We start from the raw sequence: 14,187 nt of genomic DNA on the forward strand, positions 1-14,187 counted from the left end.
TTTCATGACAACTTCGCCGCCATTGAAATCGCCTCGGCCAACCCCGGAATACCCGGCAATCCCGCCGCCAGATTACGCCTGCTGTCGATGGTCATGTGAACATCGCTGCTACTGATCCGAAGAGAACGCGGGAAATAGCCGTATTCCACGTCGCTAGCATCGTTGGCGTCGGAGACGTACTCACGCAGAACATTGAGCGGGTCATAAACTCGCTGCGGCCCATAGGTCTGTTTGATGTGTTCAAAAATCACATCCATATCGGCGCTTTCCGACGACTGAGACGTGATTGGATCGCCCCAAACTGACGGCTTTGGAATTTGCCCATTCCGAACATAAAGAAATCGGGTATGCCCAACGGCTGCAATAGCCGCATCAATCAGCGCAATATCAGTTGCCGTGTCGCCGATGGTGTGTCCGTTGGGGTCGCCGTCGAACCAGACAAGCACACGATCGGCATAGTCCGCAGCGGCGGCAATGATCCGCGCCGATTGCTCCGACAACGTGGACCCACCAACGCCTGTCCGAACAATATCAAATTGACGATCACCAGTCGGTAGCAGTGCCCCGGCAAGAATTTGGGCCATGCCGGTCGTATTTCCGGAATAGCTGTCGCCCTCGAACCAGACTTTGATCGGGCCTGTTTCTGATAGGTCCTGCGTCCGTTGTTTCATCCAGAGCAGATTTTCCAGCCCGCCGAACACCGTTTTGGCCGTGATCGTCCCGCCGAACGTCGAGCCGCCTGCGCTATCGACACCGATGCGAAGCGCAGCAGCGCCGACTGGCAAAATCACATCAGCATCATCACCCACACCATTGACCGCCCCGCGCAGGGCGCTTTGCGATTGCCCTGCGATAAGATGGAAATCTGCGCCCGCCGCCACTGTTCCAAGCGTGATTGATGCTGACTGACTGTTTGCGCCGCTCTGAATTTGGCAGGACAAAACGACGCTGCCATCAGTCTCCCACGTAACGCGCCAGCGATCCGCTTCCGTGCCGCCGTCAACCTGCGCCAGAACCTGAGCAGCCTCCGGTAGGGACCCCGGCATAGTTCCGACCAGTTCGATCATGTTGTTTCCGCTGGGGAAGCCGGGACCGGGTGACACTTCTTTCAGGCTCGGTGCGGTCAGGTAAGCGGTCAGCGCGGGAGAGTTTGCCAGTTGGTAGATGCCGAGATACACCTTGTCTCCATAGGACGCGCTTCCGATCACGCTTACCTCAGTGTCGGTCGTCGGCAGATAACCTGACGAAAGATACGGGCCTCCGCCGAACGTGGGGTTTAGGGACAACGACAAACGCGCCTGCCCAGCAGAAAGCGACTGCCTCGCAGTGCCGGAGATCTTGTAAGCCTTGCTGCCATCAACCGCGATTTCACGCGCGACGTAGTGCGGCTGGTCGGTGCCTGTGACTTCCATGCTCAAGACACCAGACGCAACGGCGCGGGTTGCACCATTCGTGAGGGTCCACTCGGAAAAGTCGTCGTCGGCGAGCAGGTTTGGCGCGTCGGGCGCGACATAGCCGGATGCGGTCAGAATGGCACCCGATAGCGTACCGCCGAGACTGGCAATAATCGCGGCCTCGTCCAGATAGGCAACGCCATTCAGAGCGTAAGTGCCTGCCGTGACAACCATCCACGGGACCGCACCGCCTACTGTCGGCTCAAGCAGAGTGTCGTCAAACGCCGGCGTCAGAACGACACTCTGGATATACTGACCGCCCCAAGGCGCACCAGCATCCGCGACAAGATCAATCTCGCCGCCGTCGAGAAGGTCACCGCGCGTAAATTCAGCGCGTCCCCCGGTCCACGTTACCGCAATCCTATCGCCGCTGGACCCATCCGGCAGCGTCATAACAGCGACGTCCGCCGCCCGCGACCCCCCGCCCGTCAGGATAGGCGACGTCGCCGCCTTCCCGGCTTCCAGTTGAGCGAATGAGCCACGGACGAATACGTTGTCTGCGGTGGTCGCATATGTCCGATCTGCGTAAGTAAGACCACCACAGCCTTGCAAGCGCATCGCAATCGTGCCCGTAGAATTGAGCGAAAGGACCGTTGAAATTCGATAAACGCCGCCGCCAATGTCCTCGATGGTGTGTGCAACATCAGCAACCCCAGATCCTGAGGCCCATGTGAACGTCGGGCCTTTGGCCGCGTCAAAATCTACGACCCAACCGCCAGACTGTCCGTTCACGGTGGCGAGCAACATCGTGTAACGATTGTCTCCCCGCTCGACGTGAAATGAGGCGGTGTAGTATCCCGCCGACAGCGGTTCGGAAGTAAATAGGATGTACGCCTGACCTGACTCACTGGTGGCGCTTTCGGTCAGGTCATACGCAGCCGATACGCCATCAGGTGCCCCCGCCGCAACCGAGACAGCAGTTGCTCCTGTTTTTGTCCAATCAGCGTTTGAAAAATCGACAGGCTGTGAGCAAAGCTGTGTCGCGTCACTTTCGATCAACGCGCCTCGGTCGGTGAAGCGAAACACGTTCGTAGCAAATGACGTATAGACCCCGGCGACATTGAGCGCGTAAGCAGTCCCAGCCCTTGTGGAAGAGAAGCCCGAGAGGCCGTCAAGGCTTCCCTCAATCACGCCCGCACTTGCAAATTCACCATTGGCGAAATCGAAATTTATGCCTTTCTGAATTGCAACGGACGCCCTTGACTCAAGTCCGTTCCGAACCAATGCACCAATGGAAGCGGCCCTTGTCGTGATTTCTGCGTCCACACCGGACTGATCTGCTTTTTCCTCAATCCCAAGTCCGCTCACCCGTTTCGCCTGCGCGGACCCGAGACCATCTGCCTCCCACGCGTAAAATCCGGCATTTGGTACTGTCGCGGCGGTGATCGGATCGGTGTGCTCACCGGTGTCGGAAATATCGACACGGCCACTCTCGCCCGCCAGCCCTGAGACCAGAGCAAGCTCCGCCCAAGTTGCGACGCGGTACTTTGTGCCAGCGGCGGTTTGGGCATCCAGAGCCGCCCCCTGTGCCGCCGCCACTCTCGCGTCGATCTCTGAAATGGTTGCAGATTTAATCAGAGTATTCACAGCCATTTTATGCCTCCACGGTGATTGTGTCTTCTGTCTCCGAGACGATTTGATCGTCCGGAATGTCCACGGTGATCGCCCAGTCAGATTCACCCATGACGAGTAAATCACCCATGAAGAATGTGGCGTCGTCTTCCGTGTTCGAAATCAGGTAAAAATCATTGTCCTCAACGGAGTATCCCTGCACGGTCATGGAGGTGTCCCCGAACATGATAGCAATCGGCATTGCTCACCCCCATACATCGACGGTCACGCGGCCCGGTGCCCCAGCGCCGCTGATTGCAGTTCCACTGTCCGAATCCAGAGATGCGCCGCCGCCACCGCCGCCGGGAAATGTGCCACTCGTTGCTGTCACGGCAGACCCAGATGAAAATGCGCCAGCCCCGCCATTCCCGAGATCTTGTTTTCCGACAGATCCCGCTCCGGACTCACCATTAATGGAATCTCCGCCTCCACCACCACCAGTGCCCCTATCATAGGCGGATGGGGCATCTCCCACCGCACCCTCACCTCCCGGCATATATCTCACCCCCAAAACGGCGGGTGTTGACGCTCCTGATCCAGCAACTGACGTCCCGCCCTTTCCGCCAGGAGCACCAAAATCGCCGAAGGCCGATCTACTCCCATCTGATCCAGGAGAAAAACTATTAAATGCAGACGATGTTTTGCTAACGCCACCATCACCAACTGTTACTGCAACACTCGAATCCAAAAGTTCACAGGGAACAAGAAACTCAAGATAAGCGCCACCCTGGCCGCCACTAGAAGTACCACGGAGACCAGCCCCTCCAGACCCGCCACCGCCACACAATGTGATAAATGCCATTCCTGCGCCCGGATTGATCCACGTCCCAGATGCCGTGAAAACCTGACGACTGTGAGGCGACACACCGACAGATGATGCACCTCCACCCAGTACGCGGAAATCAGATCCGTCATATTCCAAAATCGCCCGCGCCCCCGAGACCAGATCGCCAGCCTCCATTTCAGAGCCATCAGCGGAAAGAATGGACGCAGCACCATGCCCATCGATATTCAGGGTCGCAGGTCCGGTATTGTCCTCAGACCAAACGACGGAGAACTTCATGCCGGACAGAAGGCCCTCGGTAGCGAGCGACGGCTCAACGCTTGCCGTGATCGTGTCCGCTCCAGAGACGCTTGAAAGCGGCAAAATTGCATAGCGGTAAAGGTTGCGGATGTGTCTGGCATATTCGTTACCAAAGCCCTCGGTGCTACCCACATCAGGCCAAGAAACTTCCGTGCTGCCCCCGTTTCGGGTTGTACGATTGGTCATGTGTCACCTCATGCTGCAAAAAGCTCGCTTCCCTCATCGACAAGGGTCAGCGTGAAAGAAAGATCGTCCTTGGGCGCCATGTCGAAGACAATGAAGCGCCCGTATTCCTCGGAGAGGCCGCCGACGACAGCCAAGGCCTCGACATCAATTCCGGTGGCCGAGATCGACGGGGAGAAATTGAGGACAAAGCCGCCGTCGGAGACGCCGAAAACCTCATGCGATGTTACCGCGCCAGTCGTGCGACGGATCGCAACGCCGGTCCGCAGCCCAAGCAAAGACAGGTCCGGGACAGCGGAAAGATCGTCCACCTCTTCCATGTACTGCGTCGACGCAAATGGCACTGCATCGTCCAGATGGATCGCAGAAACGTCGCCAGCGTCATCAATCTCCCAGCCGACAACCCGCCCCTGACCAGATCGCACCGTGAGCATGTCGTGCTGCACTCCCACCAGAGACCCGCGACGACAGCGGATTGCCTCCGCCGGGACGTCCATCGTGTAATAGGTCGATCGGTAGACAGCCGTGTCGAAGTCGTACTTCGCGCGCTTTTGGATTTCATCCTCTGTCCGAAGGCCCTCATATGTGACCTGCTCCATGAGCTGCCCCGTCGCACCCTCACGCCAGACCGTGATTTGGCGGCTCTCGTAGTCCTGCGCCTCATCGGCGTAGGTCACAAGGAAGGCGTCAGGCACATCAGAGAAGGCCTTTGACCACTGGAAATTCGCGGAATTGCGCGGGGAGAAAATCTGCACCGGCGTCTCTGCGCTTCGATCATGGTCACGCACGACGCCCCACTTCTCGGACTGGCGCAGCATTCCATAGCCACAGGACGCGACAATCGCCGCAGCCTCTGCCATGCTCTTGTCCTCGATTAACGCATTGACCTCATATCTCTTGGCGATGCAGTCCGCGCGCCACTCGACAAGCTCCGCGTCGTCAACGATGCTTTCCGGGATCGACTTTGCCGAAAGAGTGCCCGCGATGATGTCGCGCAAGTGAGGCGCCGGGTTGCTGGTGATCGTCCAATTGGCCCATGCCTCACCATCCCAATCCTTGACATATCCAGAGGCCAAAACGCTAACCTTATCCATGGTCAGGTTTCGCGCACGAATGGCGATATAGCCGCAATCGTCCGTCGGTGCCGGGTGCTCATTCCAGATCGAAACGGATCGCATCAAATAGAGACTGTCAGAAAGTCCGTCTCGCGATTGCTGGATGCGCGGTGTGGTCGTGCCCTGATAGCCATAAAAATCACGAACAGCTCCAGAAAGCTGATAGCTTAAGGTAGAGTAATCGCTCGCCTTGAAGGCATATCCGCGCTGGATTCTGATCTCCCACCGTGCCGGGGTAAACAACGCCCGATCCAAAACAACCTGAGCCTCATAGTGGCCCAAAGCCACGTTATCGAGGCCGGTCGAAAACGCATTCGTGTTCACAAGGTACGTGTCGCCAGAGCCGAGATAAAAGTAATCATCAGCCTCATATGCATCACCTGTTGGAGCAACTGTTTGGCCGGCACAAACAGAACGCGCCTCAACCCAACCCTCCGTCGATGCAGCCGAGGGCGTCGCAGACGGATCATCGGACCACACAAGGCGAAGCGTGGCCCGCAAGCCCCTCTGAGACGCCGCTTGGTAATGGAACTCTGGCAGATTGATCCACTCAGAAGACCCGACCTGACGCATCGCAATCCGCAGCGGGACGCGATATTTGTCGTCGCCTGCGTTTTTATTCAGGCCCGCCGGGAACGTGAATTGCAACTGGTGCTCGTCAGGATCGTACCGCGTGACCACCGTGCGGGGCTGCGGCAAAGCGAGAGACACACTGCCCTCTCCGACATCCAGGACCGCGCCATCTTCCTCAGAGACCGAATGCGGACTCAATTCGTTGCGCACACTTTCTGTGCGAGCAAAGCGCTCAATCAGCCCCAAAGGAGCGTCACCCTTCCACCCCTCACGCGTCTCCACCTCAATCGACCCAATGGCCGTGATCGGCGCATCGTTAATGCGAATATCAGACAAATCGTGAGGGCCAGCCAGAGCATAGACCGCCTCCACAACTTCGTCCTGACCGTCGAAATATGCGAACGGCTCACAAATCAACGGCGGATAGATTTTTCGCGTCCCAGCAACGCGCGGGATCGGCGCATTTGGCCGCAGGACGTTTCCGGATGCAGCGGCATTCTTGAGCGACGATGTGTCTGCACCCGCTTCAGAAGAAGTGGGTGTCGGAGACAGAGAGGCCAAGAGCAACTGCCCGACATAGCTGACACCTGCCGCTGCAAGATATGCACCAACCGTTCCCTTTGCAAAAGCACTCCACCCAAAGGCACTCTGAAGGCCACCTCCGGCAATCCATCCCGTCGCCACCGTGAGAGCTATAGCGGCAATAAATGCGAGTGGATTCTTTCCACCACCATCATCACCGCCGCCACCAGCCGCCGCGACGTGAAAGCTCACTTCAATCGGCACCCCATTCGACGCAGGTTTCGGGCGGATCACGGACCACATGCCACCCGGCACCGCATGACCGTTGATGCAGATCGTGCCCCGCTCCCAGAACTCAGGCGGCAGGCCGTGCATCTGCGCCGCCATGTCGGACAAAGACAGCCCGTCCGGCATGTGTCGCACAGTCGGAGCCGCGACCACCGCAAGCGGCTCGCGATAAACAGCAATCACGCCCATATGCTCATATGTCTCCGAAACCCGATGACCCGACCGGCCACAGACCAGTGATCCAGCGGCACAAGGCAGGCATCAGCGCCCTTCTCAGTGTGCAGCATGGTTTTTCCATCAATCATGACGCCGACATGGCCCGGCCACGCCCGTGAAGGCAGGCGCATCACCACAACATCAAAGGCGCGGGGCGTCACTTGCTCGCGCCAAATCTCTTCATCCTTGCCGGTCTCCATTGCCCGCGCGATCCGCAAAAGGTCACGTGCGCTTATGTCTCCATATTTCGGAAGATCAACGCCGCACTCTTCGCACAGGACCAGGCGAACAAGGCCCCAACAATCCACGCCACAAAAATCACGCCCGCCGTCGATATACGGCAGACCGACATAGCGATTTTCCCAGCCCATCAGCGATAGAGAGCCGGGGCGCGGTCTTGGGTGCAGGTCGTGGCAGGCCAAGGCTCGGTCGATGGGTCGAACAGCTTCACTGTGCCACTCACCTCGATCACGTTGACGGCCACGTCTGACAGCTCGAAATGCGCAAATTCGTAAATCAGAGACGCCGAAGAAATCACCACGCGCGGGTCTTGCGTGAGATCGAAGTCAGCCGAGGAAATGATTTTGAGGCTGATCTTTGGGCGCACACTTGTATTTCGCAGAACCACACCGATCCGACGATCAACATTTTGTACCCGAAGCGTGGATGTTGGCGCCGCCTCCCCGTCCGTGACGACTTTGTACTCAAACGGCATGCCAGAATATGTCTCACCGTCCAGCACATAATCAAAGACATCTGACACCAACCGGACCGGTTCCGAAAGGCTCGAATGCTCGATCACCAGAAAGCCAAGAAGCGCGTAGGGCGATCCGCTACGCTCCAACTCTTGCCGCGTGAAATCCGGAATGGTCCGCTCGATCATTGGAACACCAGATCTCCGGTCGCCATCGCGGCGCATTTCTGGGCCGGAAGGCGCTCCGGGTAGATCAGGACAGACACCACCGTCTCCGCCTCCTCAAAGGTCAGATATGGCATGGCCGCGCGATCCAGTGTGGCCGCCAACGCCCCCGCGACATAGACAAGTGCATCGCTTGCATCGAAACTCACAACGGCCACACCATCACCGCCCGCCGCCGCCCCGGACAGCGTAACGACCAACGTGCCAGCCTCCGGCATCCAGTCGCCAAAAACCATCACGGCACCGTCATCCTCGTCCAGCGTCAGACCCGTCTCATCGTCCACCGGATCGCCCGTGAGCGCGAAGAGATCGGACAGCACCGCCGTCGCCATAGACCCGGTGTCCGTGCCGTAGAGATCATTCGCGAAGTCTGCAATCATCACTGGCGGAATGGAAACCCCGGACGGGATGTAACCAGCATACCATAGAGAGCCCGGCAAGAACGACAGCTTGAGCGTGACAAAGCGCCACTTGCCGCGCCGCTGCACCGCATAGACTTCACCCGGTGAGAACTTGGCAGAGCGCGGATTTCCACGCACCGGATCGCGCCAAACAAAGGCCGTTGATCCGCGACCGGTCTGTTCCGCAAACCAATCGTCGAACACCTCGAACTCTGCCAATTCCATTGCCGGAAGACTGATCTGATAGACCGACACAGCGCCAGTCATGCGTGGGCGCGAAATTGCATCTCCAACGGCAGGCTCGAAAGTTGCACGCACATCCTGCGGTCCACCGCTCACGCCATCGTACATGGCGCATTGCGGAATCGAAATTGGCCAATATGCGGTCATCTTCCCACCTTCTTAGGCTTAGTGCCAAAACGGCCACCCATCGACTTGTCGAGAGACCCTTTTGCGATCTCGTCTTTGAGGATCATGGTGACCATCTCACGCCCGCTTGGCCCGGTGGTCGATTGGACCTCAACGTCAGGTGCGCTTGTGCTGCGCTGGTCGATAATCTGAAACGTCGTGCCTCCCCCTACTCCTCTTGAGCCAATAGAGGATTGCAGAGATTTATTTGAAATGATTGTTCCACTTGACGACGGCTCAAACCATTCAGGACCATTTTCACCGACGATGTAACCCTTTCCAGACGAAACAGCCCCGCCAGAAGCCCTGTACCCTCCAAAAATAGAACTCACAGCAGACCCAAGAAGACCACCTGCATTACCAGTGCCGAGACTGGCAACCCCACCTTTCCCAAAAAGCAAATATTCCAGAGCTGCCCGCTGAATAGCCTTTGCAAGACTGTCGAAAGCATCGACACCATCAGATGCGATATCGAGTATCGTCTCACCGATGGACTGTGTTGTCAGATCGAACAATCCGGCCTGCTTCGTCGCCTCATCGAACTTTTGTGTCGCCAGATCGAGCGTCACAGCATATTCCGTCTGGTCGATTTTACCCGCTTTCAGAGCAGCATTAAGAAGCTCTTGCGCCTTCTCATAAGCCATGGTCGCGGCATAGACCGGATCGAGCGACGATCTGAGACTATCGTAGTCTTTGGCAAGATCCCGCGCCGACCCTCCGCCAGATCGGGACTTCTTGAGAGACGCATAATGCGCCTGCTCTGCCGCCGTATCCACGCCACCGCCGCGCATCAGCGCGATGTCAGTCGCATTCGGATTGACTGTACCGCGCCCAACATATGTGGATACACGTCCAGCACTTTGTTCGGCATCAGCGATATTCCCGAGATTTGCGATATCAGTCAGGATCTTCTGAAGCTCTACAGCATCAGACTTTGCCGATCGAATTCCGGCTGCGATATCAACAGCAGCCACCCTCAAGGCAGCGTCCTGCACATTAAAAAGCTGTTCGTACAAGGCGCGCGTCTCATCGTCCATATTTCCGATTTGCTCGGCTGCCTCTTTGAGCTTATTGCGGAGGTTTTCCGCTGCATCTGCCTGTTCGCGCGCTCCATCAGCATCTGCAAGCTGCACAAATGCCGCCGCAAGACGACCCGCTTCCGTGGCCGAGACACCGAACTGATCCTGAATTTTCGCAAGGTCGCTTTGAAGATTCAGAGTCCGCGCCAGAAATTCGTCGATCTCTTGAACGCGCAGATTCTGCGCTTCCGTCAACCCCTCCCCAAAATCCAACTTAGAAAGCTCTTCGGCTTCTGCACGGTATTGATCGAGCTTTGCGCCGAACGCCTCCCATTCCTGTGCACTCTGCGCAGAAAAGCTCCCGAATTGCACAGACGACAGGATACCAGCCGTCTTCGACAACTGTTTCATCAGGTTCACACCAGCAAGCTCTTGCTGGTTGAGAAGCATTTCACGTGCTTGACTGGCAGCCGCCATGCCATAGGTCTTGATCAGATCGTCGACACCGACAGAGGCGGCGCTCTTGGCGCTTTCAAAGGATTTATAGGCTTTCTCTAAATCCTCAACAGCCTCCTTTGCCTCCTTCGCATTGGCCCCATTTTCAAGAATTCCCTGACCAACGGAAAGCAGGATAGGCGCAAGAGCCCCGGCAGCAATACCAAACGTACCAAAACCAATCGCCAGATCTGGAAGCTGGATTGCCAGTGCCCGAAAATAGTCCCCCGTCACAGCCCCTTGCTGCAAGACCTGCGAGAACTGAAGTGATGCATTCCGTGCTCCATACGCAAAGTTGCTCTGTGCTCGATGGGCTTTTTGATACCCGGACGTGATGGATTTATTTGCGCGTGAAAATGCCCTTTCATTCCGCTTTGCCGCTTTAACAGAACTGGCTTCGAGACGTGCAAGCGACTGCATATACTGCCTCTCAGTCAGGCCGATAGAGACAAGAAGGTCTGCTTCTTCCGATGCACCCATATCCATGATCCTTGCTGCAAATACAAAATCGCCGTAGCCTTTGAACCACGACGATTTAGGAGATTGAGATGAGACTTACGCTTATTTTTTTCGTAACCGTTTGGGCTTCTTCATCCAGCGCGATGGATTATCAACAGTGTCAAATGTTGATGTCAGAGGCCATAAAAATTGAGGCTGAAACCAACAACATCACTTCCAGTCATATGAACCAACTCATGCAACCGAACATTTATGCAGAAGCATCTGAGGCGGCCAATGCGATCACCGACATTAGAAATATCAACAAAAGGCTTTGGGGTGAATATATTGATGCATTATCGGAATATTGTCGAAAAATGCGATAGGATTACCGCCTACAGCAACCCCAAATCCCGCATTCTCTGCTCACTCATCGGACCGTTTTTCGGCTTATCATCACCACCGCCATTGGCCCTAAGATACCCGTCGACGCAGGCGGTGAATTCCCAGACGCTCATTCGATCCACCTGTGACGGCGTGAACCCTAGGACGGCCCCGTTTCCGTAGAACCCGGAGAACTTCCATTTTCGGGGAGGTTCTCCGTCTCCCCCTCGCCCTCCCCCACAGCATCATCCATCGGACCGAGAAGCGCATATGCCAAAACGGACATGGCTGTGAGCTTGAATTCGGAGATCGGGTGAAGATCGACAATACGCATGACCACCGTCGTCGCGTCGTCGATCTTCATACCGCCACCGACAAGCCCCCAGCGCAGCACCTGCACGATCTCGTCGATCTTCCACGTCCCGAAGCGAAGGCGATTGTAGATCTCTTCCGGCCCGCGATCCGTCGCCTCCTGAACCCCCCGAAGCTCACCGATGCGGAGAGCAAAATCATGCTCACCGCCAGCCCATACAAGAGAGATCGCGTCCATCAGGCGATTTCCGTGACGGTGACAGAACCGTTCTGCTCAAGGGAGATTTCAGCGGAGACCACCTGACCTTTCGTGCGAGCATTGTTCAGGCCGGTCAGGATCATCGGAATGGTCTCGCTTTCCTCGTCGCCAGTCGTGCCATCCGCCGTCACTTTGGCGTTGGTGATTTTCACATTCAGCGTAGACCCAGCACGGAACCACGCCTTCATGGCCTGATCGGAAGACAAGGACCAGACGCCGCTGCCAGAGATAGTGATATCCTGCGAGCGCACGCCGCGCTTGAGGTGGAACGGCAGGCTTTCATCGTCACAATCCGGCACCTCTGTCGTGTCGGTGTTGTTGGCGCGGTTGATCGTAAAATCAGTGAGGCCACAAACCTTGGTGTAGGTTCCGGAGGCCCCAACAGGATCGAACTCGACTGCGAGAACCAGCTCGTCAAAGTCGGCGGTGGGTGCAATAGCCATCTTTCTGGCTCCTCTAATTTATCGCCTTGCCTAAGGGCGGTTCAGGCATTCATCTTGCGCACCGCCCGTCGAAGGGCGGCGCGCAGGTTTGCTTTAATCTTGGACTTGTTCGCTCGAAAACTTGGGTAGAAGAACGGCTGTGCCGCGATCCGGCCAGTGTAGCGACCCGTCTTTTTCTGATAGCGTGGCGCTGTCCCGAACTCGTGCCAGCGCGCCACGGCAGGAAAACCGCCTGGATATTCAGATGAGATCACCGTTGCGTAGATCGTGACTTTGATCTCAGCCACCTCATTGCGACCATAGGTTCCAATGGTGATGGACCCTCGCGGTGCCTTGCCCCAGGTCCAGTCAATCTTGAGACCTTGAACATCCGGCGCAATCGCCATCATCGACCCGACAAGACGTGTGGCCTCCTTTTCGATCTGCTTCGTGAGCGCATCTTCGATCACATTCGGAAGCTGTGCAAATTTCCTTTTCAGCTTCGAGGCATCAACCATTGATCTCACATTCGAATTGCAAGACGCCATGTTTCGTATGCCCGTCAGGATCTTCCATAATGCGCGCAAGGGTAAGATCGATACGCCCTAACGCATAAGGATCATCCAGTGACAGATTTGCCATATCGAGTGCCGCAACCACTGCATCGCAAATCCTCTTGCAGGGTTCCTTTTTGAGTTGCGACTGATCCCAGACGTCGATTTGAACGGTTTCCATGCGGCGCTTGAAGCAATCCTGACGCTCAGGCGAAAAGAAGCTCGGGCCGAGCGAAATGCAGGGATATGCATCTGCCTCTGCAACATCGTCATAGACCCTGTCACTGATGAGGGATGTCACGCCTGAATTCGCGCGCAGGGCCGCCACAATGGCCTTTTGAAGAGCGAAAGACGCGCTCATGCCGCAACCCCTGTCTCAGCCACGATATAGACCCAATTACGATCCGTGATCGCATCGACCTCACGAATATTGTAGAGCCCAGATTTGGCGACACCTCGATCGTTCTCGGCATACCGGCGCACATCATGCATGCGCATATCGGTATCTATGGCGCGTGCCTTGGCGCAAGACCTGATCCTGATCTTGTAAACCTGTGTCCCCTGAAAGCGCGCGGCCTGCGTGTCTTCACCACCGCTGTGATAGATGAACTCGGCACGGCAGGAATGGTGCAAATTCCATGAAAGATCAAAGCCACCGCCATCGGACGGTGTTTTCGTCGCGGCATGGAATGAGACGGATTCACGCAGACTTCCAAGACGTCCCACCATCAGACCCAGAACCTCCACGGATCGAGCATGTCGCGGACCCCGAGCGGCAAATCGCTCACGGATTTTCCGACCACGACCGCCTCGTCATTGAGATACATGTGAGCAATCAAAAACCGCATTGCGGCAAGGATTTGTGGCGGAACGTCGCCTTTCTCATCTCCATACCCGACGATCATGTCGATGCGGACCGTTTCGAAATCGTTCTGCGGAACCGGCCACGTCTTGCCATAAGCCGGACAGATCGCGTTTCCTTCGAGAAGACGGTAACTGTCGGACGCAAGCTCAACCCATGACCCGCTGCCGTCGAGATAGGACACAGCACTGACGGACTGGATCGGATCGACAGGCAAGGTAATGCGCCGACATGGAAACCCATCGAGCGTATAGCGCACTTCCTGCGTGATCATGCGGCGACGGGTGTAGGTTTCGACCGCCTGTTCCGCCGAGGCACAGATAGAATTGATCAGCGTGTCATTGTCCGTCTCATCATCCCCAATCCGAAGGTGCTGGCGCACAACGTCATCGGACGCGGAATAGACCGATGCCGCCGGTGGCGTGATGACAGAAAGCGACATCAGGCACCCGTCTTATCGGAACCAGAAACATACTCCGCCACGCCACGCGTCACGAAATGCTGTGCCGAGCGTTCCTCGAACGCCTTCGTCAAACCGGCCTCATAGACCGTTGCCTTGTCAGTTCCGGCATGTTCGTCCTGCACCTCGTGGTGCTTGACGAACTTGATTTTCACATTTGCCATTGTGGCCTCCATTCATGAGACCGTGCCACACGAGCACGATCTCA

General features: G+C 56.7%; 16 protein-coding genes. 1 reads left to right on the forward strand and 15 read right to left on the reverse strand.

Annotation, left to right across the window (positions count from 1 at the left end):
* Positions 1–2 precede the first annotated feature (2 nt).
* From CEW89_RS08370 to CEW89_RS08405, 8 genes are read right to left on the reverse strand one after another with little or no spacing between them, the layout of a single operon-like run.
* Complete coding sequence (locus CEW89_RS08370; protein ID WP_096805571.1) at positions 3–3,047, reverse strand: phage head spike fiber domain-containing protein; 3,045 nt, start codon at positions 3,045–3,047, stop codon at positions 3–5.
* Position 3,048: 1 nt separating this feature from the next.
* Positions 3,049–3,267, reverse strand: coding sequence for a hypothetical protein (locus CEW89_RS08375; RefSeq protein WP_096805572.1), 219 nt, complete (start codon positions 3,265–3,267; stop codon positions 3,049–3,051).
* A gap of 3 nt (positions 3,268–3,270) precedes the next feature.
* Positions 3,271–4,335 carry a glycine-rich domain-containing protein gene (locus tag CEW89_RS20745; RefSeq protein WP_157779790.1) on the reverse strand — a complete coding sequence of 355 codons (1,065 nt, stop codon included), beginning with the start codon at positions 4,333–4,335 and terminating at the stop codon, positions 3,271–3,273.
* A gap of 8 nt (positions 4,336–4,343) precedes the next feature.
* Positions 4,344–6,956 (reverse strand): phage tail protein, encoded by a 2,613-nt coding sequence (locus CEW89_RS08385; protein ID WP_157779791.1) that lies wholly within the window; start codon positions 6,954–6,956, stop codon positions 4,344–4,346.
* Positions 6,957–7,009: 53 nt separating this feature from the next.
* Positions 7,010–7,417 (reverse strand): C40 family peptidase, encoded by a 408-nt coding sequence (locus CEW89_RS08390; protein WP_096805575.1) that lies wholly within the window; start codon positions 7,415–7,417, stop codon positions 7,010–7,012.
* Positions 7,417–7,929, reverse strand: a complete 513-nt coding sequence (locus tag CEW89_RS08395) for a DUF1833 family protein (RefSeq protein ID WP_157779792.1) — start codon at positions 7,927–7,929, stop codon at positions 7,417–7,419. Before CEW89_RS08395 ends, CEW89_RS08390 begins: the two co-directional genes overlap by 1 nt.
* On the reverse strand, positions 7,926–8,756 hold the full coding sequence (locus CEW89_RS08400) for a hypothetical protein (protein WP_096805577.1): 831 nt from the start codon (positions 8,754–8,756) through the stop codon (positions 7,926–7,928). Before CEW89_RS08400 ends, CEW89_RS08395 begins: the two co-directional genes overlap by 4 nt.
* Positions 8,753–10,768, reverse strand: a complete 2,016-nt coding sequence (locus CEW89_RS08405) for an AAA family ATPase (protein WP_096805578.1) — start codon at positions 10,766–10,768, stop codon at positions 8,753–8,755. The genes CEW89_RS08400 and CEW89_RS08405 overlap by 4 nt, the downstream gene beginning before the upstream one ends.
* Before the next feature lie 68 nt (positions 10,769–10,836).
* Here CEW89_RS08405 and CEW89_RS08410 point away from each other — a divergent pair, with 68 nt between their 5' ends.
* The gene (locus CEW89_RS08410; protein ID WP_096805579.1) at positions 10,837–11,112 is read left to right on the forward strand and encodes a hypothetical protein; all 276 of its coding nucleotides are present in this window, start codon (positions 10,837–10,839) and stop codon (positions 11,110–11,112) included.
* 158 nt (positions 11,113–11,270) lie between these two features.
* Here CEW89_RS08410 and CEW89_RS08415 read toward each other — a convergent pair whose 3' ends face one another.
* The 7 genes from CEW89_RS08415 to CEW89_RS08445 are packed head-to-tail and all read right to left on the reverse strand — an operon-like array spanning position 11,271 to position 14,143.
* A complete protein-coding gene (locus tag CEW89_RS08415; protein ID WP_096805580.1) occupies positions 11,271–11,660 on the reverse strand; it encodes a gene transfer agent family protein in 390 nt (129 codons plus the stop codon).
* Positions 11,660–12,124: a phage tail tube protein gene (locus tag CEW89_RS08420; RefSeq protein ID WP_096805581.1), complete on the reverse strand. Its 465-nt coding sequence runs from the start codon at positions 12,122–12,124 to the stop codon at positions 11,660–11,662. The genes CEW89_RS08415 and CEW89_RS08420 overlap by 1 nt, the downstream gene beginning before the upstream one ends.
* A 41-nt stretch (positions 12,125–12,165) precedes the next feature.
* Positions 12,166–12,621 (reverse strand): hypothetical protein, encoded by a 456-nt coding sequence (locus CEW89_RS08425; RefSeq protein ID WP_096805582.1) that lies wholly within the window; start codon positions 12,619–12,621, stop codon positions 12,166–12,168.
* Positions 12,614–13,018 (reverse strand): DUF3168 domain-containing protein, encoded by a 405-nt coding sequence (locus CEW89_RS08430; RefSeq protein WP_096805583.1) that lies wholly within the window; start codon positions 13,016–13,018, stop codon positions 12,614–12,616. The genes CEW89_RS08425 and CEW89_RS08430 overlap by 8 nt, the downstream gene beginning before the upstream one ends.
* Positions 13,015–13,386 (reverse strand): phage head completion protein, encoded by a 372-nt coding sequence (locus CEW89_RS08435; protein ID WP_157779793.1) that lies wholly within the window; start codon positions 13,384–13,386, stop codon positions 13,015–13,017. Before CEW89_RS08435 ends, CEW89_RS08430 begins: the two co-directional genes overlap by 4 nt.
* Positions 13,386–13,961, reverse strand: coding sequence for a head-tail connector protein (locus tag CEW89_RS08440; RefSeq protein WP_096805585.1), 576 nt, complete (start codon positions 13,959–13,961; stop codon positions 13,386–13,388). The genes CEW89_RS08435 and CEW89_RS08440 overlap by 1 nt, the downstream gene beginning before the upstream one ends.
* Positions 13,961–14,143 (reverse strand): hypothetical protein, encoded by a 183-nt coding sequence (locus CEW89_RS08445; RefSeq protein ID WP_096805586.1) that lies wholly within the window; start codon positions 14,141–14,143, stop codon positions 13,961–13,963. The genes CEW89_RS08440 and CEW89_RS08445 overlap by 1 nt, the downstream gene beginning before the upstream one ends.
* Between the last annotated feature and the right edge of the window lie 44 nt (positions 14,144–14,187).

Origin of the sequence: Celeribacter ethanolicus, from assembly GCF_002407265.1 — a bacterium.
In the GTDB taxonomy this organism is placed as follows: Bacteria; Pseudomonadota; Alphaproteobacteria; order Rhodobacterales; family Rhodobacteraceae; genus Celeribacter; species Celeribacter ethanolicus.

What these genes read in the sequence shown, in the direction of transcription:
- CEW89_RS08400 (WP_096805577.1), bottom strand. Translation starts at nt 8,756, where the DNA reads ATGACCGCATATTGGCCAATTTCGATTCCGCAATGCGCCATGTACGAT.
- CEW89_RS08370 (WP_096805571.1), bottom strand. Translation starts at nt 3,047, where the DNA reads ATGGCTGTGAATACTCTGATTAAATCTGCAACCATTTCAGAGATCGAC.
- CEW89_RS08425 (WP_096805582.1), bottom strand. Translation starts at nt 12,621, where the DNA reads ATGGTTGATGCCTCGAAGCTGAAAAGGAAATTTGCACAGCTTCCGAAT.
- CEW89_RS08395 (WP_157779792.1), bottom strand. Translation starts at nt 7,929, where the DNA reads ATGATCGAGCGGACCATTCCGGATTTCACGCGGCAAGAGTTGGAGCGT.
- CEW89_RS08385 (WP_157779791.1), bottom strand. Translation starts at nt 6,956, where the DNA reads ATGCCGGACGGGCTGTCTTTGTCCGACATGGCGGCGCAGATGCACGGC.
- CEW89_RS08440 (WP_096805585.1), bottom strand. Translation starts at nt 13,961, where the DNA reads ATGTCGCTTTCTGTCATCACGCCACCGGCGGCATCGGTCTATTCCGCG.
- CEW89_RS08375 (WP_096805572.1), bottom strand. Translation starts at nt 3,267, where the DNA reads ATGCCGATTGCTATCATGTTCGGGGACACCTCCATGACCGTGCAGGGA.
- CEW89_RS08415 (WP_096805580.1), bottom strand. Translation starts at nt 11,660, where the DNA reads ATGGACGCGATCTCTCTTGTATGGGCTGGCGGTGAGCATGATTTTGCT.
- CEW89_RS08430 (WP_096805583.1), bottom strand. Translation starts at nt 13,018, where the DNA reads ATGAGCGCGTCTTTCGCTCTTCAAAAGGCCATTGTGGCGGCCCTGCGC.
- CEW89_RS08390 (WP_096805575.1), bottom strand. Translation starts at nt 7,417, where the DNA reads ATGGGCTGGGAAAATCGCTATGTCGGTCTGCCGTATATCGACGGCGGG.
- CEW89_RS08445 (WP_096805586.1), bottom strand. Translation starts at nt 14,143, where the DNA reads ATGGCAAATGTGAAAATCAAGTTCGTCAAGCACCACGAGGTGCAGGAC.
- CEW89_RS08405 (WP_096805578.1), bottom strand. Translation starts at nt 10,768, where the DNA reads ATGGGTGCATCGGAAGAAGCAGACCTTCTTGTCTCTATCGGCCTGACT.
- CEW89_RS08435 (WP_157779793.1), bottom strand. Translation starts at nt 13,386, where the DNA reads ATGGTGGGACGTCTTGGAAGTCTGCGTGAATCCGTCTCATTCCATGCC.
- CEW89_RS08420 (WP_096805581.1), bottom strand. Translation starts at nt 12,124, where the DNA reads ATGGCTATTGCACCCACCGCCGACTTTGACGAGCTGGTTCTCGCAGTC.
- CEW89_RS08410 (WP_096805579.1), top strand. Translation starts at nt 10,837, where the DNA reads ATGAGACTTACGCTTATTTTTTTCGTAACCGTTTGGGCTTCTTCATCC.
- CEW89_RS20745 (WP_157779790.1), bottom strand. Translation starts at nt 4,335, where the DNA reads ATGACCAATCGTACAACCCGAAACGGGGGCAGCACGGAAGTTTCTTGG.